This window comes from Bacteroides sp. 11BF, assembly GCF_019633765.1.
Classification (GTDB): Bacteria; Bacteroidota; Bacteroidia; order Bacteroidales; family Bacteroidaceae; genus Bacteroides; species Bacteroides hominis.
The window spans coordinates 326,586-348,739 of the sequence record NZ_JAFKPJ010000002.1 but is presented as its reverse complement, the minus strand read 5'-3'; the positions used below and the strand labels follow the sequence as shown (position 1 = coordinate 348,739).

The 22,154-nt window shown below is 37.6% G+C and carries 19 protein-coding genes and 1 pseudogene; 6 read left to right on the top strand and 14 right to left on the bottom strand.

The window, feature by feature from the left end; genetic code table 11:
- Positions 1-14 precede the first annotated feature (14 nt).
- From JZY04_RS03265 to JZY04_RS03255, 3 genes are all read right to left on the bottom strand, one after another.
- The gene (locus JZY04_RS03265) at positions 15-1,268 is read right to left on the bottom strand and encodes an ATP-binding protein (RefSeq protein WP_032568953.1); all 1,254 of its coding nucleotides are present in this window, start codon (positions 1,266-1,268) and stop codon (positions 15-17) included.
- A 28-nt stretch (positions 1,269-1,296) separates the two neighbouring features.
- Positions 1,297-1,632 carry a hypothetical protein gene (locus JZY04_RS03260; RefSeq protein ID WP_122143083.1) on the bottom strand — a complete coding sequence of 112 codons (336 nt, stop codon included), beginning with the start codon at positions 1,630-1,632 and terminating at the stop codon, positions 1,297-1,299.
- Positions 1,633-1,849: 217 nt separating this feature from the next.
- Positions 1,850-2,140: a hypothetical protein gene (locus JZY04_RS03255; RefSeq protein ID WP_032568911.1), complete on the bottom strand. Its 291-nt coding sequence runs from the start codon at positions 2,138-2,140 to the stop codon at positions 1,850-1,852.
- 422 nt (positions 2,141-2,562) lie between these two features.
- Here JZY04_RS03255 and JZY04_RS03250 point away from each other — a divergent pair.
- Positions 2,563-3,076: pseudogene (locus tag JZY04_RS03250) on the top strand (Arm DNA-binding domain-containing protein); the annotation flags it as partial.
- On the opposite strand, the gene JZY04_RS03245 reads toward JZY04_RS03250, so the two are convergent.
- The 5 genes from JZY04_RS03245 to JZY04_RS03225 form a co-directional block, all read right to left on the bottom strand.
- Positions 3,008-3,427, bottom strand: coding sequence for a hypothetical protein (locus JZY04_RS03245; RefSeq protein ID WP_032496998.1), 420 nt, complete (start codon positions 3,425-3,427; stop codon positions 3,008-3,010). The pseudogene JZY04_RS03250 and the gene JZY04_RS03245 overlap by 69 nt on opposite strands.
- Complete coding sequence (locus JZY04_RS03240; RefSeq protein WP_009292732.1) at positions 3,405-3,644, bottom strand: hypothetical protein; 240 nt, start codon at positions 3,642-3,644, stop codon at positions 3,405-3,407. Before JZY04_RS03240 ends, JZY04_RS03245 begins: the two co-directional genes overlap by 23 nt.
- 68 nt (positions 3,645-3,712) lie before the next feature.
- Positions 3,713-4,180: a GyrI-like domain-containing protein gene (locus tag JZY04_RS03235; protein WP_009292731.1), complete on the bottom strand. Its 468-nt coding sequence runs from the start codon at positions 4,178-4,180 to the stop codon at positions 3,713-3,715.
- A 6-nt stretch (positions 4,181-4,186) separates the two neighbouring features.
- Complete coding sequence (locus tag JZY04_RS03230) at positions 4,187-5,320, bottom strand: GyrI-like domain-containing protein (RefSeq protein ID WP_122128620.1); 1,134 nt, start codon at positions 5,318-5,320, stop codon at positions 4,187-4,189.
- A 39-nt stretch (positions 5,321-5,359) separates the two neighbouring features.
- Positions 5,360-5,788 carry a DUF3788 domain-containing protein gene (locus JZY04_RS03225; protein ID WP_011203320.1) on the bottom strand — a complete coding sequence of 143 codons (429 nt, stop codon included), beginning with the start codon at positions 5,786-5,788 and terminating at the stop codon, positions 5,360-5,362.
- 194 nt (positions 5,789-5,982) lie between these two features.
- On the opposite strand from JZY04_RS03225, the gene JZY04_RS03220 reads away from it, so the two are divergent.
- Genes JZY04_RS03220 through JZY04_RS03210 form a run of 3 tightly spaced genes read left to right on the top strand, consistent with a single transcriptional unit; the run spans position 5,983 to position 9,015 of the window.
- Entirely contained in the window at positions 5,983-7,383 is a 1,401-nt protein-coding gene (locus JZY04_RS03220) for a helix-turn-helix domain-containing protein (protein WP_032496997.1), read from the top strand.
- Positions 7,373-7,981 carry a hypothetical protein gene (locus JZY04_RS03215; protein WP_032568912.1) on the top strand — a complete coding sequence of 203 codons (609 nt, stop codon included), beginning with the start codon at positions 7,373-7,375 and terminating at the stop codon, positions 7,979-7,981. The genes JZY04_RS03220 and JZY04_RS03215 overlap by 11 nt, the downstream gene beginning before the upstream one ends.
- Positions 7,982-7,983: 2 nt before the next feature.
- Complete coding sequence (locus tag JZY04_RS03210) at positions 7,984-9,015, top strand: Kiwa anti-phage protein KwaB-like domain-containing protein (protein ID WP_009292725.1); 1,032 nt, start codon at positions 7,984-7,986, stop codon at positions 9,013-9,015.
- 261 nt (positions 9,016-9,276) lie between these two features.
- On the opposite strand, the gene JZY04_RS03205 is transcribed toward JZY04_RS03210, so the two are convergent.
- From JZY04_RS03205 to JZY04_RS03195, 3 genes are read right to left on the bottom strand one after another with little or no spacing between them, the layout of a single operon-like run.
- Positions 9,277-9,915: an HAD family hydrolase gene (locus JZY04_RS03205; protein WP_008657188.1), complete on the bottom strand. Its 639-nt coding sequence runs from the start codon at positions 9,913-9,915 to the stop codon at positions 9,277-9,279.
- Complete coding sequence (locus JZY04_RS03200) at positions 9,893-10,516, bottom strand: sugar O-acetyltransferase (RefSeq protein WP_122143084.1); 624 nt, start codon at positions 10,514-10,516, stop codon at positions 9,893-9,895. Before JZY04_RS03200 ends, JZY04_RS03205 begins: the two co-directional genes overlap by 23 nt.
- Before the next feature lie 20 nt (positions 10,517-10,536).
- A complete protein-coding gene (locus JZY04_RS03195; RefSeq protein ID WP_122143085.1) occupies positions 10,537-11,046 on the bottom strand; it encodes a nitroreductase family protein in 510 nt (169 codons plus the stop codon).
- Between the two features lie 112 nt (positions 11,047-11,158).
- On the opposite strand from JZY04_RS03195, the gene JZY04_RS03190 reads away from it, so the two are divergent.
- Positions 11,159-11,998, top strand: coding sequence for an AraC family transcriptional regulator (locus JZY04_RS03190; RefSeq protein WP_005790194.1), 840 nt, complete (start codon positions 11,159-11,161; stop codon positions 11,996-11,998).
- 33 nt (positions 11,999-12,031) lie between these two features.
- Here the strand turns inward: JZY04_RS03190 and JZY04_RS03185 are convergent, their stop codons facing one another.
- On the bottom strand, positions 12,032-16,099 hold the full coding sequence (locus JZY04_RS03185; RefSeq protein ID WP_122143086.1) for a hybrid sensor histidine kinase/response regulator transcription factor: 4,068 nt from the start codon (positions 16,097-16,099) through the stop codon (positions 12,032-12,034).
- 215 nt (positions 16,100-16,314) lie between these two features.
- Complete coding sequence (locus JZY04_RS03180; protein WP_122143087.1) at positions 16,315-18,264, bottom strand: glycoside hydrolase family 97 protein; 1,950 nt, start codon at positions 18,262-18,264, stop codon at positions 16,315-16,317.
- Between the two features lie 219 nt (positions 18,265-18,483).
- Here JZY04_RS03180 and JZY04_RS03175 point away from each other — a divergent pair, with 219 nt between their 5' ends.
- Positions 18,484-20,448, top strand: a complete 1,965-nt coding sequence (locus JZY04_RS03175; protein ID WP_122143088.1) for a sialate O-acetylesterase — start codon at positions 18,484-18,486, stop codon at positions 20,446-20,448.
- Positions 20,449-20,561: 113 nt separating this feature from the next.
- On the opposite strand, the gene JZY04_RS03170 is transcribed toward JZY04_RS03175, so the two are convergent.
- Positions 20,562-22,154, bottom strand: coding sequence for a hypothetical protein (locus tag JZY04_RS03170; RefSeq protein WP_122143089.1), 1,593 nt, complete (start codon positions 22,152-22,154; stop codon positions 20,562-20,564).

Genomic DNA, 22,154 nt, shown 5'->3' with positions numbered 1-22,154 from the left:
TATTGAAGGTGAATTTACCAAGTTAATAGTTCGGGGTTGAGAAGAAAGTCAATCAATCCAATTGTTACAATTCCTTCTTCATTCCTTTTGGGGTTAATATAATCTTTGACGATAATGATTTTTTTGAAAGAATCGTCAATATTTAACAAGGAGGCAGATTCTTGTCGTTCTTTCGCGTCTGTGGGCATTATAAACGCTGATTGGATATAGTAACGCAGACTACCCTGGTTAGCTACAAAGTCCACTTCATATTGTTTACGAATTCTCTTTCCCTCTTTATTTATCGTGCGATATTCGACTACACCAACATCAACTTGAAAGCCACGAATTCTCAGTTCATTATATATAACATTTTCCATAATGTGATTCTCTTCCTGTTGTCTGAAGTCAAGAATTGCATTGCGAACTCCCACATCTGAAAAGTAATACTTTGACAGAGTATTTATGTACTTCTTTCCCTTGATATCATAACGTATGGCTTTTTCCGTAAGGAACGACTCACAGATATATGTCAAGTAGTTATCAATGGTCTTATTTGACAGTGATACGTTTTTAAGACTCTTGAAAGTATTTGCTAGTTTGTTGGGATTTGTCGGAGAACCGATAGCCGAAGCAAGAACTTGAATCAATTCTTTCAATTCCGGCTCACCTTTAAGTTTATACCGTTCAACGATGTCAGTGATATAAACAGTGGAATACAATTGTTTGAGGTAGTCGATTTTTTTCTTGGAAGTGTCCAACGACAATACATGAGGAAGTCCTCCGTATGTATAATAATCTACCCACGCTTCAATGGGATGCCGACTATCAACTGACATAAATTCCGAGAATGATAATGGATACACGTGAATATGGTCCCCTCTTCCTCTAAACTCTGTTATTATATCCGTTGACAAAAAGCGAGAATTACTTCCCGTTACATATACATCGGCATTCTCTACCTTAAGGTAACTATTGAGGACATCCTCAAATTCCGGCACATGCTGGACCTCATCAAGAAGGATGTAATACATCTTGTCATCCACCATCTTAGAATCAATGTGGGCAAGTATTGCATCCGGATCACGAAGACTAGCATTTCGCCTGTCTTCTAAATCAACTTTTATAATATGATCATCAGAAACTCCCTGTTCCTTTAGGTAATCATCAAACAAATTAAATAATAAATACGATTTACCGGATCGTCTCAATCCGGTAACAATCTTTATAAGCCCATTGTGTTTACTTGAGATGAGCTGATTCAGATAATAGTCACGTTTTATAATCATATCAATCTCCATTAAAATGGTCAGATGGTCAACTTTTTGGACTGCAAAAATAGTCATAATATTTGTTATTGACAAACGCTTGCTTCAAAAAAATGGCCAATAGGTCACTTTTTGGGAGCGAGTTATTAATTCTCCACATCTCACCGTCTTTCTTCGACATCACCGCGATTTCGTCGGCGATTTCATCGGAGGATAGCTTGATGTAGTCCAAGAAGGTCTTTTGGGGTTTGTGGTCGCTGACGTGCATCATCTGGATAATGGTGAATTTGTGGGATAGGTACATGTTGGTTACGCCGCTGTGCCGGGCGGTGTGGGTGGTCACGCTCAGAGCGCGTGTTATTATGGCCTCGCCTTTGTCATTCATTCGAAGTCCATCTTTCCCTATTTCACGTTGTTTCGCTGCTTCATAGTGAGTTTGGCGGGGATTTTAACGGCGAAGGTACGGTTTCAGATAAGTCTTTGAGAGAAATCAGGTGTCTATGCACGGGATGTGCAGATTTTTCAATGGAAAATAATAGGTCAAATGATTGAGTACGGTTTTAATCGTTTGATAATAGATGTTTTAAGTTCGTTTTTTGTCTTTACTGTTTTAACAATTCACCAATTAACGCAGGGCGGCGTGGAGTATGGGATTTTTGCTCGATTATAATTTTGTCAGCCTCCGGTTTGCCATCATATTTGATTAAATTTCGCAAAAGACCAACTCCTTCGCGATACGAGTTTCGGTCTGACGCACGCTGGAAGAATTTTCTGATAGCTATTGTGTATAGCTGGATTATCTCATCCTTATATAAGTCTTTCACTTCTTTAGGAAAATCATCTATATTGTAGTGGAAGGATTCTTTCGGAGGTATTTCATAAATCTGTCCCACATCTTCTCTTGCGTGTAAATGAATAACTGACGGCTATCGTCTCTTTTGCTGACAGATTCACTTATTAAAGTTTCAACATGCTTGTTCTATTGATTCAACGGAACAAGCGTTTTCATCTTCGAATACAGAAGCTGAAAGACAATAAATCAAACTAATTCACTATCTTTGTACCAAGAAATCATCCGCTGCAACGACACGCAAAACGCAGAAGTCCAACGGTGGAGCAATAGGAGGAGATTACTCTTGTGATGTTTTTTAAAAGTGATGATATACAGCTACTTGTGGATTTAGCACGATTCCTGGTGGCACCACTTTTCAAGAAAGAAAAACGATGTAAATCCCTGAATTTCAAAGGAATTCGGAGATTTTTCTTTTCCAAGAAATAGGCAAAATTTGTGGGATCAACGTAAAAATGATTCAGCATGTCGTTCTTCATCAAGCGTAGCAAACTGTTAAAAAACGGGGAAGCATCCGTGTGTGTGCGTGTCACTTATGACCGCCTATACGTGGAACTTCAACTAAAGCGGAGCATAAAAGTCCCACTTTGGCTGCAGGAAAAAGAGAAATCGACAGGCAAAGACCTAAATTCAGTAGAACTTAACTATTACATTGACGTCCTGCGTGTGAAATTCTATCAGATTTACAAAAACTTGGAACCGGAAGGAAAGATTATCTCCGCACGTGCCATAGTGAACCGTTATCAGGGAAAGGACGAAACTTTCAAAACATTGTATATTCAAGGAGCATAACGACAACTGTCGAAAGCTAATCGGAACGGACTATGCCAACATCACCGTAAGACATTACGATAATTGCCTTAAACATCTCATGAAACTGGTTAAACGTGACTACAAGGTAGATGATATGCTACTGCGTGAGGTAAACGGGGAACTGGTGTATATCCTTTTTGTCATGTTCCTTTCGGATAAAGTCTGCCAGTCCATTAAGAAACTCGGTCAGTTTGCCCGGCTTTCGCTTTATCACGTCCTCATGCTTTTGGTAACAATCGCCTATCTTGATATTGAACAGCCATTCAACCCCTTTGGATAAGTCCACCCAATAGGCAGGCTTTCCGTTCTGATATATGATGCTTTTGGAGAGGAACAGACCGCTTACCATTTCCATAATGTTGATAAGGGTTGTTTTGTCAGCGAGAAAAAGAGGGGAAAGGAATTGCTTATTAGCACGTTGTTGTAGTTGTTCCGTGTATTTGATACGCCATTCGATAAGGCGTATTTCGGTGTTTAGAAGTCCTATCGCTTCATCAATTAAATGCAAATAGGGCATTTTTTTCTTGCTCAAACCGCATACGGTACGATTTAAGACGATGTAAACCAAAGGAAAAATATCGGAGTAAAACGCTGTAATCCTGTTCGTTGATACCAAAATTGGCTACATGCATAGCCAATTCCTCAATAGCTTCTGCCAACTCGAAAACAGAAACTTTGCGCTGCGAGCATTCCGACAATAGCCGGAAAAATCTCTGTTCTAATAAATTTTTCATATCAGAATATTAAAGCCGCCAAATAAACAGCTTTAGATGAATGTTTAACAATAGATTTTATGAGATGCCTACAAAACTGGCATTTCAACCTTAGTAACCAGTTCTTCTTCTGAAGTTCCCGGCTTACTATAATAATATTCTATCGATGCTCCTGAAGATTTATAACCTTTAGCCGCAATCCATTCCTGCATCTCACGATACAAAGAAGCTAATTCAGTATAGTTCCCCTTATGTAAGCAAGATACTATTTTTCTGCCCGGAATGGTAATCGCTATTATGTTCCCCTTTCCACACAGGACTTTAGCTGATTTGAATCCAATAATCATGTGAATACCTTCTGACATGGATTCAAAATTAAGATATTCCACAAAAGGAACATCTGCCATTACAGCATTTTGTTCTTTAAACAACGTTTCTATTTCCATAAAGCTTCTGCCAATATCCATAGCTATTTCTTTTACAGTAGTACGTATTTCCACAACTAATGCATACGTTTCAGATTGTTGAAACAGTGCGATTTCTGAAATCTTTCCCATACTATATTATTTAATATCAGTGAATATTTTTTTCTTTAAGACAGGTATATATATGTCAGTTATCAATTCCGGTACATCTGTATCACATGGAGAATTTATATACACCTCAAAACTAAATGTGTTTTGGGGATAGTACTGACTATCAGGAAACCATTCTTCATAAATTATTCTATATAAATTACATAAGAAATCATAACTACCTATATGCCGGAATATAGCATATCGTCCATTAGGGATTTGTACAGTATTCAATTTGGCATCCGGTATATCATTCATAATTATACCTACATAGAAACGGCATTTATCTTCCGGTGTTATTGCCGGATTATCCAAACTTAGACTGACAAAGTTCGTGTGTTTTTTGTCTATCCTATTGAACCTTGCATAATACAACAGTTTATCCCATACCATCTTATATTGAAACTTATTTTCGTATGCTTTCCCCACTTCCAAACAAGAAACAAACATTTTATTAATCATTATTATTCTGGGAGTTAGCGATGTATGTGCATTTCGTCTTCGAGGTGTAAATATTTCTTTAAATAAGGATGTTGAAACTCCAAAATGCTTCTTGAATGCTTTTGCAATACTGTATTTGTTTTGATAACCTGCCAGTTCCGCTATCCGGGATAATGTATATTCGGTTGAAGTCAATAAGTGTGCAGCATATTCCAATCTAAGTCGTTGTATGTAATTTCCTATATTTTCACCGACAATAAATTTGAATACCCTTCTAAAATGATATTCTGACATTCCGCACTTTTGGCACAATGTAATTATATCAAAATCTTCAAACAGATGATTGCTAATATAATTAACTATACTTTGAATAGCTTGGTTATGAACATTCTTCGTATCTTGTTTTTGTTTCCACCGATTGAGTGTCGGCAGTCTTTTCTCCAATATCATTTTCAATTCTTCGGGAGAATAAACTGTATGGGCATACATATTGTATTTATTTACGTATTTAAGCCAAATATCAATCATCTCGTGCATCGACACGTCAACTGTATATTTCCCATCTTTCAGACAGTAGTAACAGAATGTATCGCTTTTAGAACCATCCAAATTAGTTCCCAGCCATTCTTCCATATCAAAACGAAGTGGCATACCGCAACTTTGACAATATCTCTTGCTCATTTTAAATTCAAAAGTATGATAATAAAGAAAAATACTTCTTTAAGATAATGATTTTCTGTTTGGTAGCCTTTTGATTTCTAAAAGGCGTTCTATATCACTAAACAATCCGGTATTTCTCAACTCAAACATAATCCACTTACCGTCATGATAAACAGTTGCTTCATCATACAATCTTTGTACTTCTTTTGAGAACAGTTCTCGTGACATTTCAAATTTATCACGTTCTCCTTTACCTAATATAACCATAAAGCCAAAGGAATTTTCTTTAGCGTATAAAGCACAGAGAGTTTTTCCACCTCTTCGATACTTATATTCATATTTCCATTTTCTCCCACCACTGTTCCACAATCGTTCCATCTCATACTTATGCTCAATTAAAAGACAAAGAGCATTCCATATTTGATAAAGTCCTTTTCCCATCAAAGACTCTATGGCTTCCAGAGTCGGTATTTGAAAGTCTTTTTCCATGATGAATTGTAATAACTTGATTGATAAGGCAAAAATAGCTTGTTTTTTATTTGTTCCGTTATCCAATATGGCTAATTTTGTAAAAGGCAAATTACGAATGCAACCCAATGATACGATTGAAGACAAATAAAATAAAACTCAATGAAGTTATACAGAACAAATAACTAACTTTGTATTCTAATTATTTGAGATTCATGCTGAATACAGAAAACATACAATCACTCATTGATAGCGGAGAGGGCTACAATGTAGAATTTAAAGTTCGTGTCCCTTCAAAGGTTCGTGAACTTACAGAGGAAATATGTGCTTTCGCCAATGCAGACGGAGGATATTTGCTTATTGGAGTAGATGATAACGGGCAAGTAATAGATACTAATTTAGAAAACGATAAGCGTTCTGCCATTCAAGGTTCTATCAGTGAAATATCTCCTGCACTCCACTGTGAATTGTATTCGGTAAATATTGGAGATAAAACTATTTGGGTGATTGATGTTCCGTCCGGCAAGGACAAACCTTATATATTTTCCGGTTCTATCTATGTGCGTGAGGGAGCGAACTCGCAGAAACTTCGCACAGCCGAAGAAATGCGCAGCTTCTTTCAGGAATGTAACAAAATCTTTTTTGACCATATACCCTGCCATTGGTTCAATATCTACACGGATGCAGACGAACAGATGATTAAGGATTTCCGAACAGAAGCCAAACTTAGTCCATCCACACCCGACAAACAAATATTTGAGAACTTGGAACTGTTTACCGAGAATGGAACGGCAAAGAACGGTGCAGCGATGTTCTTCGGAAAACAACCTGAACGAAAGTTTCCACATGCTGTTACAAGATGTGTTCTTTTCAAGGGAACGAATAAAGTCTATATTATAGATGATAAAACTTTCGGAGGTTCACTGTACCAACAATATCTACAGGCTATGTCTTGGCTGGAAAGCAAACTGCAAGTAGCTTATAAAATAGAAGGAGCAGGACCAAGAGAAGAAATTTGGGAAATACCTCTGACTGTATTTAAAGAAGCTATTATAAATGCCCTATCACACCGTGATTACTACGAACAAGGCGCAAGCATTATGATAGAAATGTTTGATGACCGGGTAGAGATTTCCAACCCCGGAGGACTTCTGCCTGTTGTTGCTAAAGATTTTGGACATAAAAGTATGACACGTAATCCGCTAATTTTCGGTTTATTTACCCGTATGCACTTGGTTGAAAGAGTTGCATCCGGTATTCCTCGTATGCAGGAAGCCATGAGAGAAGCGAATCTGCCCGAACCGGAATTTCATACGGAGGGGATGTTTACAGCGGTGTTCAAACGTAAAATCACTAACTCTGCCAACTATGACACAGTAAATGGCAGAGTAAATGACATAGTAAATGATACAATAAACGAGAATGAACAAGCTATTCTCAATCTGCTGGCAACCACTCCCGGTTTGAATGCTTCTGAAATCAGTAAGCATATCAACAAGAGTTTAAGAACGACTATGCGATATATCAAGGCTTTACAAGATAAAAACTTGATAGAGTTTAGAGGTGCGCCTAAAACCGGAGGATATTTTTTGAAAAACGAAACGTATGGGATATAAGAATAACGATTTAAAGAAAGGAGCTAAATTTGCTTTATTCGTATCTTCATATTTACCATTATTTATATTGGTAATACTCAGGCAACTTTCGGATAACTATAATTATCTCCACTGGGGAGGAATATCAATAAATAGTATTAAAATATTTCTATCTTTCTTTGGCTTATCAAGTGTACTAACTTTGGTCTCTATATTGGGAATTATCGGATTGTATAATACATTGAAAAATATTGAAGATATATCAGAAAATGGATTTAATGCGCAAATTATTGATATTAAGAATAAAAACAGTGAATCTATCGGATATATAGCAACTTATATAATTCCTTTTCTATTTCAAAGCCTTAATGGGTGGTATGAAGGGATTTCTATCTTATTTTTAATGGGTATTATATATAGGATATATATAAATTCATCAATGATATTAATAAATCCAATTCTTAGTTGTAAATATTCTATTTATGATATTGAGTATTCTAAGAACAAAAAAATTAAAAACGGATTTATCATATCAAAAGATAATTCGTTACAGGATGAAGATAAAATAAAATTATATGAAATAGGAAACAAGCTGTTTTTCGCAATAAACAAAGAATAAATATGATATTAGAAGATTTACTTGAGAGATTGGAGGATATAGAGGTTAGTGATACATATCTCTATTTTATAACGCGAGTTTTAAAACAGAATCAGAAAAAAAATAGCAAAGTTCTGGATAAATATCTTTTTAAAGTATATCAAGTTGATATAAATGATGAAATCCGTAATCATTTATATTCCTTGACGCAAGAACAATTATCGTATCTCATTAATAAAAAAACTGAGGTACATGAATATGATGTTATTACAGATGATACGCAACATTTGTTCACTTATTCTATGACAAATAAAGTAATGTCATTTGCAGATGTTGTTAATAACCAGTTAAAAGCAATTCCACCTAAAATCACAAGTCTTGAAGAAATAATTGAAAATGAAGAACTATGGGCTTATTGTGTAGGATTTCAAAACCAAGACGAAGATAATATTTTCACATTTCGGAAAATTCTTGCAGGAAAAGTCGCTATTGATGAAAAAGACAGTAACAATCGGAAATGGATTCCTAAGGCACTAAGAACTGTCTTCAATACCAAAAGCCAAAAATTAGAGTTGATACAAGGAGAAACCGTCAATCTTGACAAACAAGTAGATTGTTTATATTATAATGATATTTTCTATATCGCTAAGAAAACTCAATTTGAACAGATAGTTGGATTGGAAGAGGAATATAAAAAGCAAGCAAAAGAAGTTTTAACTCAACTTGAAGAAACTAAGATGATTACAGGTTTAGAGATTATCAACCAACAAATTGAATCTAATCCATCAATCCATAAAAAACTGGTTCGACTTACCAAAATCGGGAATTACAAAGGAATTGACACCAAAGCCATAAACAAAATGCAACGGATTTGCAAGAAATATGGTAATCAATTGAATGTTAAGGATGGAAAACTCCATATAGAATCAGAAAATGATATAGATTTAACATTAAAGATGTTAGCAGACTACTATAAAAAAGGAGAAGTTTCCGGAAAAGCATATGGGACATATGCTGGAAAAGAAATAAAAGAAGTAAAACCTATAGAAAAATAACAATTATCTTCTATCTTTGCATTCAGAAATCGTACCCAAGATACAAACTGATGTCGAACGGTACAAAGTTGTGAAAACCTTATTCAAGGGACTAACATCGTAATAAAGATATAACTTACTGAGAAATAGCGCATACAAACCGATTGTCGGTTGCTGGTGGCATCACTTAAAATAAAAAACGTTGTGAATCATCTTTCGCAACGTTTTTTATTTATCTCCACAAACTATATTAGTAACCTTTTTATGGTTCAAACTAGTACTTCAACAAAGTAGAAAATCCCGTAATAATCGAACTGAACTAAAGACATAACCTGAATTATATTTTTCTAACTGCTCACAGTCTGTCGATGCAGCCCATGCCGCTGACAAACACTGTATCTTTACGGAATAGCATGCCTCGATATCAGAAACCGCATCGCCTACATATATCATTTCATTCGACTTAAAGCCATAATATAATGATATGGCCTTCATTGCTTCTGATTTTCTGTTCTTTTCAGAAGAGCCGGTTTCTATTCGGTCAAAACACCCATCCATACCAAATTGTTTCAATGTAATATCACAACTTCTTATACCTTTCCCCGTAATAAGAACTACTATTACATTTCTTTCATGTAATTGCCCGATCAATGTTTTCATCCCTTCAAATGGCTTGGGACATAAAATGGCATGCATTTCTTCATAAATTACATAGAAATCATTTAATGCCTTCTCCCGACTATTACCGGAAACCACTTGATTGATCATACCTTCTTCATTTAATCCGAAGGTCCGCGCTATCTCGTCATCTGATAGTTCATGATCTACATAAGGAGTAGTCGCCTCTCTGAATGCTGCTAAACATAGCGGAATAGTATCTCCTATCGTACCATCCAGATCAAAAGCTACCAGCCGGATCATAATTTTCAGATTTATTGATTTGACGAATCACCCTACATGGGTTTCCAACAGCCAGACTGTTTGCAGGAACATTTTTGGTAACAACACTTCCGGCACCAATAACACTTCCCTTACCAATAGTAACCCCGGGCAATATAATAACTCCACCACCGATCCAGCAACCATCTTCAACAGTGACCGGAAGGGCAAATGTATGACGGACATATCGAACTCCCTCCGGTGCCTCAACAGGTGTTAACCGTTCATTCAAATCAACGGGATGCGTTGCCGTATAAATCTGGACATTAGGAGCAATCAGTACATTATTACCAACTGTAATCTTATTGCAATCGACAAACACACAGCCCATATTTACCGTAACATTATCACCAATATGAATATTACATCCATAATCGCAGAGAAAAGAATGTCCTACGGAAACCTCTGTTCCGATACTACCGAACATTTCTTTCAGAATTGCATATTTTTCTTCTTTTTGTTCATAAGACAGTGAATTGTATCTCATCAACAAACGGTGAGTTTTTCCTTTTAGTTCTAGAAAAACCGGAGCATGGCAATCATACCATTCACCAGCCAAGCATTTCTCCATCTCTGTTTTCATTCGTTCCCTCCCATGCGGATTTATAAGAAAGTAACAATTTCATCCTTGTCCTTTCGGGTAGTAAAGTGATCAGGTTGCTCTTGGATATATCCCAATGATACAATAGCTACCGGATATCTTTCGGACGACAGCCTGAAATTAGCTTTAAACAATTCCGGATCAAAGTTGCACACCCAACAACTTCCCAGCCCTATTTCGGCTGCGGCTAAACAGATATGCTCTGTAGCAATAGCAGCATCGATATCCGCATGATTTTTGTTATCGGATTTACGTACCCATGCTACCGATTTATCGGCACAAACAACAATGTATACCGGTGCCCGTGCGAACCATTCTCTATTATAACATTGCCGTAAATTCTGTTTTTGTTCTTCACTGACCACCACCATGAAATGCCAAGGCTGATAATTAACTGCAGAAGGAGCTAAACGGGCACATTCAATGATATAGTCGATTTTATCCTGTTCGACCCTGTCTGACTTATAATTTCTCACCGAGAAACGTTTTTTTGTAAGTTCTAAAAAGTTCATATCCTATCAATTTTTTATATTTAAAGCAAAGTTATACCATTTCCAGATCTATTATTATGTATTACTTTTCGTTATATCGGTAAAATTACGTTTTTTAGACTATATTTGTCTTATGAAAAGAGAAAACTTACATCAACCGTTTGAGATTAGTTTCAGTGAGTTTGACGAGTCAATGCTAAAAGAACACGACCATACTTTTTTTGAGTTGGTCTACATCTTATCGGGTACAGGTATCCAATGGATTAACAATAATAAATTTTCTTATCACGACGGACACCTATTTATGATAACTCCCGGAGACTCACATTCATTTGAAATACATTCCACTACTAAGTTTATCAATATTAAGTTCAATGATATCTACATTCATTCCGCTGTTTTCGGTACAGAAAACATAAAACGATTAGAATTTATCTTACAGCATGCCAACCACCAACCTGGCTGTATTTTACGAAATCGAACAGACAAACTACTCGTAAAACCTATGATTGAAGCCATCATCAGGGAATACGTCAATAGAAACTTATATAGCAAAGAAATCATAACGCAACTGATAAACACCATAATAATAGTCGTTGCACGCAATATCGCCATGTTTCTGCCTGAACAAGTCAATGAATGCTCCGAAGAGAAATCACTCGGTATACTGCAATATATCCAGACCTACATTTATCAATCCGAGAAAATCAAAACGAAAGCTATCAGTCAACATTTCGGCATTTCAGAGAATTATTTGGGACGTTACTTTAAAAAACACACAAACGAAACAATGCAACAGTACATACTGAATTATAAACTGAAACTGGTAGAAAACAGATTATTGCATAGTGAAATGAGAATCAGTGAGATTGTAGCAGAATTAGGCTTCACCGATGAAAGCCATTTAAATAAACTATTTAAAAAATACAGAGGTTGCAGCCCCACAAATTTCAGAAAGAATAATGCAGTATAGCCCCAATAATAAGTTATACAAGTTTCAGACGCCCTATTCGTCTGATATGCCCGATATCTTCTCCTTCTTTACATTTTCCTTTTGTTGCTCTCTATACTGTCGCGGAGGCATGCCATACCTTTTCGAGAACAGTTTATAGAATGTTCCGCGGTTGTTGAATCCGGTCTGATCCATAATCTCTTCAATAGTAAGATTCTTGGCTATTAACAGTCGTTCTGCCATTGTTAGACGGTATTCCTTAATGATATCAGCAGGAGACTGTTCGGTTATCGGTTTTAGTTTCCGGTAGAACTGGCGGGTACTATACCCCATCTCACTACTTAGCAATTCCACTTGTAAATCGGGATTTGCAATATTCTTCTCTATAATCTCGAGCATTTTATCCAGGAACTCCTGATCTTCTTTATGTATACAATTACCATGTTCCATAGTGAAGGAACTGAAAATAGAGCTATAATATTCTTTCAAGTCTGCCTCCCGTTTGATGAGACGATAAACGATTTTCTCCAGATACTTCACGTTAAAAGGTTTGGTAACATAGGCTTCTGCTCCTGACTCGATGCCCTTTACCTGATCGTCTTCGTGATGTAGGGCGGAAAGGAGGATCAGTGGAATGTGACTCCATAATTTGTGTTGCTTTATCTTCTGAGCAAACGATAGTCCATCGATACCGGGCATCATGACGTCTGAAATAATTAAGTCGGGTTGCTTCTGCTCCAGACTGCTCAATGCATCTTTTGCATTATCAAAAGAGCACACATTGTATTTGTCTGCAAAAAGTTCTGAAACGAACCATAACATGGAATTATCATCATCAATAACCATGATGGTCCGTTTACCCGTATCAAACTCTATGGCAGTCTTTTCTAAAACAATAGGTTCCTCCGTAGCCGTATGTAATAGTCCGGTTTCATAAGTAGTTTGTGTAGTGTCCCGTTCAGTTATGGGAAGATTGGGCAAGGTAACGGTGAATGTTGTCATTTCATAGAGAACACTATTTACGCTGATTTCCCCATTCAACTGCGTAATCATGCTCTTACAAATAGCTAATCCAAGTCCTGTCCGAGAATTCTTACCGTTCATCTCAACAGAATCCAATATTTTATAACGATCGAATATTTTGGATAAATTTTCTTTGGCTATCCCTTTTCCAGAATTGGATATACAAAAAATTAACGACTGGTTTTCCACTTTCAACTCTATTGTGATAATTCCTTTGTCGGGCGTGTACTTAAAAGCGTTGGATATTAAATTGCTGACAATCTTATTGAAGCAGCTGATATCCGTATTCCATTCAATGCCCGGAGAAATATGTAACTGATAATTCATTTCTTTATTTTCAGCCAGTTCTTCGAAAGATTCCGCTATGCTTCTAACCTTTTCCGACACGGATAACTGTTGAATAGAAAGTACTTTATTGCCGGTTTCCAATCTGCGAAATTCAAGTAACTCTAAAATCAGATTATTCAGTTTTTCAGTATTTTGTTGTATCATCTTTGCATACTTCTGAGTGTATGCGTCAATCTCCGGATTGGCAAGTATCTTCTCACAAGGACCATAAATCAAGGTCAGTGGCGTACAGAATTCATGAGTGATATTAGTGAAAAAACGCAATTTTGATTCGTAGATTTCTTCTTTCTTCTCCCGGTGCATCTTGTCCAACATACGGTGTTGTTTGCGACGGTATATATAAATGAGCCTATATATCCCTGCAGTGCACAACAGTGCAAATAGAATGAAATATACCATATAGACCAGCGGACTGAGATACCACGGCGGAGTGATACGGATAATGACGGATTGTGTTTGGCTTTCTTGCCCGTTTATATTGTTTTTGTATTTTACTAATAAAGAATATTCACCCGGAGCAAGATTAGAGAAAATAGCGCTGGTGGATGTTCCGTTTTCTATCCATTGGTTGCTCATTTCTTCAAGCTTATAATAAAAAGAATAGTTGTTGCCATTGATGTAATCAATAGCCATAAAATTTAGCTGAAAGAAGTTCTGACTGTAATCCAGTTGAAGGATTGTTTTACCCTCCTTTTCATAAAGAAACTTATGAATATTGTGTTCTTTGCCAAAGATAGACAGTCCTTTCAGGGTGATTTGCGGCATATACTCTTCGGTGATACAGTCATTTGTCTGAATGGAAATAAAACCATTTGTACCTCCAAAAAACAATGTTTCCGAAACGACATCTTTATAGAAAGCACCATCACTGAACTCGGTGATTTCCAATCCATTTCCGCTGTTATAGGTTTGCCCTGTACGAGTCTCGGGGTTGAAACGTATCAATCCCTGGTTGGTACTCAACCAAAGATCGCCTTGGTGGTCCTCTAAAACTCCGTGTACAGTGTTATTTAAAAATAAGTCCGCTTTCGTATATAAGGAATCATCTTGTTCAAGATGCAACAACCCCGAGCTAGTTCCTAACCAATAACCTTTTGCATTTTTGTAAATAGCAAAAATGTCGTTAGCTGTCTGACTGCTTACAATACTGTCAAAACGATGCGGAATCATTTCCCCTGTCTCTACATTCATGCGATATGCACCGCAACCACGATTGCCAAACCAAAGTATGGAGTCATTTTCCTGATAAGAAGTAAAGAAATAGTTCGAAGCCATACGCCCGTTATCAATAACAGTACGGGAAGCAGATTTTACAGTAGGAGTAGCAGTAGAAGCATCAAAGATAACTTTTACAATGCCTTCACCTACCGTAGATACCCATAAGGTCGTATCATTCGGTTGTTTTATAGAATGCACATACTTCACTTTTTCTCCATTGGCAATGATAGGCAGTTCTTTTAATTGCCTGCTTAAGTACGAATAATAATTAATTCCATTTTCGGTTCCGATCCACAATTTATCTTTGCATCCGGGAGCAAAACAATAGACGGAATTATCTGCCAGCGCACTATTATATGGTGTAATCCGATCAGACGACATAGGCATACTGTTATCCGGAGTATACTTTTTAATGCGGAGTATCCCACTTCCTTTGGTTCCTATCCAAAGCGTTTGCTCCTGATCGTAGTAAAGAGCCCTAACCGGATTACTTATTTGATATACAGGAGTGTCTAAAAGAGTATTGGTAATAGAAAAGGTGTCATTATAATACATGTATACACCTTGTCCGTCTGTTCCTATCCATACAATATCTTGAAATTTATCTTTCATCAGACAGAAAATACCGGAATGTATTTCTGTTTTCTGTATCTGATATTTCATCTTTTGAGAGGACATATATTTTAGAACAATGAGACCACTGTTTTTGAAACCGATGTAGTAATCGTTTTTTTGCTTGATGATGGAAGATACTTCCCCATGCACTTCAATCTGACCTCTTAGATCAGCTATATAGTATGCTTGCCGGTTATTAAAATCATATTCGTAAAGAGCGTAGGTTTCGTCAATAAAGTAAGCCATATCTTTCTCGGCAAAGGCATGGTATAATTTACACGAATGCGTAAAAAGATTCTTACGGGTTAATGTTAGCCCCTGTTTTGTATTCTCAATACGATAACTTTGAGTCTCTTCATTGGAGGTAAATATCCATAAAATATCGTTTGAATCTACAGTCATAGAGAGTACATAGCTAAATTCAAGATTGGGAATTTCCAATCTATTGAAAGATTGTGCTTCTCGCTGATAATAATAAAGATAGCCATCATCTTTCAGAATAAAAAGCATGTCATCCTTATTGTTAGCCATAAAGTATTGCCCTTTGAATTCAGTGAAACTCTGACTGGTCTGTTGCTTGGTATCTAAGCGATTCAATCCATAATTAGTCTGCACCCATAATATATCCTTCTCCGATTCGATGATTTGATTTATCAAGTTTCCGGAAAGTAAGGTTTTGGAAGAGTTTATTGGGGTATACAAATGTATGTCGGTTCCATCAAAGATATTCATGCCATCGCAAGAGCCGATCCAAATGATGCCCCGATCATCCTGATAAAGAGAGAGAATAGCACTATTTGAAAGACCATCTCTATTGGAAAATTGTCTCAAACTGTATGCATGAACCTTCAAAGGCAGGCAAAATAGTAAGCAAAGAAAATACAGTAGTGACAAGTATGTTCGATAAATGTATTTCATGTTAGATATAATGCATTAGTGGGTTCACAAAGATAATACATGCCGGACAAATAATTCTCAAGTGCATGATAAATGTTTTCTCCCGAAGAAATTGCCATTTCTATCAAAATAGTATCCGAATCCGGACTTGCTCCACAACTTCTCCCTGCAAAGCAATATGAAAAGAGAGAAATGATGCAACCAGTCCGGATTGGATAAAGATCGAGATAGGATTATCACTCAATGACAGAGGCAAATCCTCCGTTACGTGCCAGACGCACTATTATTTTATCTCCTTTTTTAAGAGTATATTCTTTTTTTCTGTAATCCATAGCTTGTCGGTTAGCATTAACCCCATCCTCAAAAGACGTCATCCGATAAGATTGCCCTTCTTTCAGGAAGTCGAAATCCAATTCAAAGGTTCTCTCTTGCTGTCGGTTGTTAGTCATGCCACCGATATACCACTTATCTCCTTTACGTTTTGCCACAATCACATATTCCCCAGCCTTAGCTTTCAAAGCAATGGTTTCATCCCATGTCTGCGGGACTTGAGTAATATATCGGGTACATTCGTCATTGCGATAGTAAAGTGTAGGATTGTCCGCCATCATCTGCAACCCACTTTCGAAAATGACAAATAAAGCCATTTGGTAAGCTCGTGTACCTATACTGGCTGAATTAGGACGTTCGGAACAATAAATTTCCGGTTGCATACTAAGCATGGCACCCGGCGTATAGTCCATTGCACCAACCGCATTTCTCATAAAAGGCAGATATATGCTGTTGTCCGGTCGACATCCACCCATTTGTTCCATTCCTCTTACGCCCTCATAAGACAATACATTCGGATACTTATATTCCAATCCGGCAGGCTTAAATGCCCCATGAAAATCGACAAACAGATGGTGCTTGGCAGCCTCTCGGGCTACTCTTTCATAATAATTCACTATCCACTGGTCACTTCTGTCCATGAAGTCGATTTTGACTCCCTTCACAGCCCATTTCTCGAAAGTCTCAAACAGCCCGAAATTGTTTTCTACAGTGAGCCATGTCAACCAAAGCACAATGCCTACATTTTTTTCTTTGCCATAACGAATGAGTTCATGCACATCTACCGCAGGATTTGGTGTATAGGGATCACGGGTACTCATAGCCCAGCCCTCGTCCATAATAATATATGGTATACCATAATAAGCAGCAAAATCAATAAAATATTTGTAAGTATCGAGATTGCATCCTGCTACAAAATTAACATCCGGTCCGTAGGGAGTAGCACCGTTCCACCATTCCCAGCTTGCCAATCCGGGCTTAATCCAGGAAGTATCTTCCAATATGTTCTTTTCGGCCAATCTATAAGACATCGTATTCTCAATGAGTTGGCTATCTTCTGTACTAATGACAAAATAGCGCCAAGGAAAATTACGCTTTCCACTGGTTTGTGCTATATAGTCGGCTTCTTTCAGTATTTTGACACTCCGATCACCGTCTTCTCCAAATTCAAGAGGTACTTTGGGAAATACAGAAACCATACCATTGCTGCCATTACTTTTCAGAAAAACAGCCGGATAATCGGTTAGTGATGTTTCACTGATTAATATCTTACTTCCTTTTTGAGTATCGATCAGAATTGGCAATAAAGCCATTGAGGCAGATGATTTCCATTCTTTGCTATACAAATGGGTATATTCTTCTTCATAAGCCGTTTTAAAACTTCCGGACTGTTGCATGTGTAGCAAATAATTATCAGGGAAGTTCACTTGGAGGGTCTCATTCTTCACATTGATCATTCCTTTTTTATTGGTTATAAAACGGTAGGCAATTCCGTCATTGAAGGCACGAAACTCTACGGAATAACCTCCTTTGAAGTCTAGAAGAAGTTGGTTGTACCGATTACTTACAGACGAAAATTTCAATGGAATAACAGGCTTTAAAGACTCGTCTATATTCTTATGGCTTACTTTAGTCATTTTAGGATTCGTTCCCAATTCCTGGTCACCGATTTCCATTGCAAGGTGACACTGCTTTAACAATGTCTCATTCCGGCAAATGACATCGTAGTAGATTTTATCTGAAAGATTCACTGAAATCTGAATATTCCCATCCGGCGAAGCCAGCTTGTGTATGTTCTGTCCCTGAACATACAAAGAAATACTGAAAATTAATAGCAGCAGTAATTGTTTTTTCATACTAAATGATGTGTTTTAAAGTTTTATTGTTTGCAAAATTAGCACATAAATAGAATATTCTGTTCTGCATTTGTGACATATATGTATCCATTTATGTCATTATGGGTTCTATATACTTTAATGTCATGTATTTAGGTGCGTTTTTAAGTATAGATTTCTATCTTTGTACAAATGAATAAAACTAAAATAATGTGTATATCAAAGTAAAAACGAAAGGGTATGAAAAACAAATGTATGCTAGTTGTAATTTTACTGATCTTGTCAGGTACAGCATTTGCAAAAATTGTGCTGCCACCTATTTTCTCTGATAATATGGTGTTGCAGCAACAAACCAATGCTCCCATTTGGGGTGAAGCGCAGCCTATGAAAACTGTAAAAGTAACCACCTCATGGGATGGGAAGACGTATGCGGTTCAGGCTGATAAAGCAGGAAAATGGAAAGTAACTGTTCACACGCCTGTTGCCGGAGGACCATACGAGATTGCCTTGACAGATGGTAAGAAAGTAAGTTTAAAAAATGTGATGATTGGCGAAGTATGGATATGTTCGGGACAATCGAATATGGAAATGCCATTAGGGGGATGGGGAAAGATTACAAATTACCAGAAAGAAATTGCAGAAGCCGGACACTCTAATATACGACTCCTGCAAATAGAACAAATCAACAGTACCCAACCGGCAACGAATATAAAAGTCCGCAATGACAGTTGGCAGGTTTGTTCACCGATAACCATCCCTGAGTTTTCTGCTACGGCTTATTTCTTTGGCAGAGAAATCTCAGAGAAACAAAATGTTCCGGTTGGCTTGATACATACTTCTTGGGGAGGCACAAACGTTGAATCCTGGATAAGTGGAGAAGTCTTGAAGGAGATGCCGGAATTTGTGAAAACAGTGGAGTCCATTCAGAAGATGCCGGGTGATAAGAAAATACTCAAAGCAGAATATTTAAAGGAGCTCACTGCCTGGAATAACCGTGTGGACGAAGGTTTTGCTGAAGGAAAACCGATGAGAGCTGTTGCATCATTAGATGACAAAGATTGGGAAAGTATGAATTTCCCGGGTGAAGTGAGTCCACAATTGGCCGGCTTTGATGGAGTTATGTGGGTTAGAAAAGAAATCGAAATTCCCGCTAGTTGGGCAGGTAAAGATGTACAACTATCCCTGGGGGCCATTGATGATAATGATATTACTTATTGGAATGGAATAGAAATAGGCCGTACAGATGGGCCGACTCTTCAACGCAAATACATCATTCCGGGGAAAATGGTAAAAGCGGGAAAAGCAATATTAGCCATTCGAGTCTTGGATACAGGTGGTAACTGTGGCATTTGGGGAGACCTTTATCTTCGCTCTACGAATGATGAACAGATTAGTTTGTCCGGTGATTGGAAATATCAGGTTGCTGCGGATACTCATAAGGTAGGGGCACTTCCGGTAGACAGATCCGTAGATCCCAATTTACCGACTTCCCTTTATAATGCAATGATTCATCCACTGATATCCTACGGTATTCGAGGAGCAATTTGGTATCAGGGTGAGAATAATTCTTCCAGAGCCTATCAGTATCGGGAACTGTTCCCATTGGTAATAGAGAATTGGCGCCGGGATTGGAAACAGGATTTTCCATTCTATTTTGTGCAACTGGCCAATTTTATGCATGAAGTTTCCCAACCGGCAGAATCAGAGTGGGCAGAGCTTCGTGAAGCACAAATGCGTGCATTGGCAGTAGGCAATACCGGTATGGCTGTAATAATAGACAGAGGTGACGCCAACGACATTCACCCTAAAGATAAACAAACCGTAGGACATCGACTGGCTTTGATTGCCCGTGCCAAAACATATGGGGAAAAAGTGCCTTATTCCGGTCCGATCTATCGCTCCCATCAGATTGTAGGAAATAAGATAATTCTTTCTTTTGATCATACCGATGGTGGATTGAAAAGTAGCGATGGCAAGGAGTTGAAAGGCTTTGCTATAGCCGGACGCAATCATGAATTCCATTGGGCCAAAGCTGAGATAGACGGAGACAAAATTATAGTCAGTGCACCTGAAGCGGTACCTTATCCGGTCGCTGTGCGATATGCTTGGGCCAATAATCCAGTCTGCAATTTGTATAATGGAGCAGGACTTCCGGCTTCACCTTTACGAACAGATGACTGGAGAGGAATTACACAAAAGGATTAATTGTTCTCATAAAATACCCTCATCCTTTGTCACTGTTAAACGAAAGGTATGAGGGTATTTTGTAAATGCTGATATATGGTCTCCAAGAGTATCCTGAATGTTACATAAATAAATTACCGGATTACTACTTTCTGCACCGTTGCCGTATGAGATAAACATTTATCATCCACGTAAACCATAAAACCTTTTCCCCTACCATATTTTTTTCCTTTCTTATCAAAAATAATGGTAATGGTTTTACCTTGGCAATATACATTATCCAAGCAAAAATAGTCCCAACACTCATCAGGAACAAGAGGGTTTATGATAATACTTCCATCTTCCTGCGGACGAACTCCCATTAATCCTGAAATAATCAAATTACAAAAAGAAGAGTGGTTATAATCTTTCCCTCTTTCTACACCACCTTTAGAATCATCCCAAGTTCCGTTTTTCCATGATTTCAGGCGAGTCCTCGATATCCAGTCTCCCGTATAGGGATTGATATTTTCATCAATCCAACAAATCGTATCGTTATTGACTGATAAAATACGATGACTATTACTGTATATACTCAAAAGACTTAAATAATCTTTTTTAGTGATGATGGGAGAATCATAACTATTGAAATAGTTAGCCATTGCTGTCAGTGTCATGGAAGTCAAATAGGGCCAACTGGGACCATTCCATTGACATTCGTGTCCTTCGTATGAAATCTTGAAATCAGGGCAACGCTGTTCTACAGTAGTTGGGCCATAGGCTGCTTCAAATCCTTTGGAATCAAATAGTTGTTTCCATGCTATGGAATAGTCATCCGGCGGTATATTATAGAACCAGGGAATGTATCCAAGAAGTTCACGTGCATAAGAGAATTCCATCTTGCCATTTAGAGGTATAACCTTATAGAAATCAGCCTGTTTATCCCATAGCCTCCGGTTTATCATTCCTTTTAACTTATCAGCCTTCTTCTGATAGGTCCGGGCTTCCATGTCACGATCTACTATTGAAGCTATTTTTGCCAACGCAACAGCCTCACCGTACATATAGCTGTTAATGGTAGGGCGATAACCACGTCCACCTTCTGACAAATGTCCGGAAACAGACATCTCCATTCCATCCCTGTCGTCAACCTGCCAGAACATTCCAGTCGAATCCCGCTTTTCTTCTTCCCACTTTGCAAAGTTATCTTTTAGCTTGGGATACAAATCGGCCAGTAGCATTTTATCATTGTGAATTAAATAGTAATTGTAGATAGCGTCTGCAGCCCCAAAGCTGTATAGCCTCGGATTCCCGCTACCAGAAAACCAGAAAGAAGCATAATCAGATAAAATTTCAGCGTTTCTCAGCCACCGACCCTCGTAGAAATGATGGTTAGCCGCACAACTGATGGTATTATACTTTCCGGCCCAAGGAACATCCGGCAAGAATTCAGTAATAACGAACCCGTCAGGAGTCTTCTTTATATGCTTTCTATAGGTCCACCATCGAAAATAATATGTTTTCTCCAGCTCCTTATCCGAACACTCAAAAAATGGAATATTCTTTCTTAAAAAATCAGATGCACCACAGTTAGGGATATCTTGTTTATACAATTCATTATCTTCACGATTGAATCGATTGACGTAAGACTCGATTACTTCCGGAGCATCTTTAATGAGGAAGTTTTGCCCCTGCATGTGCAGGGGCAAAACTATACCTAAAGCTATAAATAACTTCTTTATTTGCAT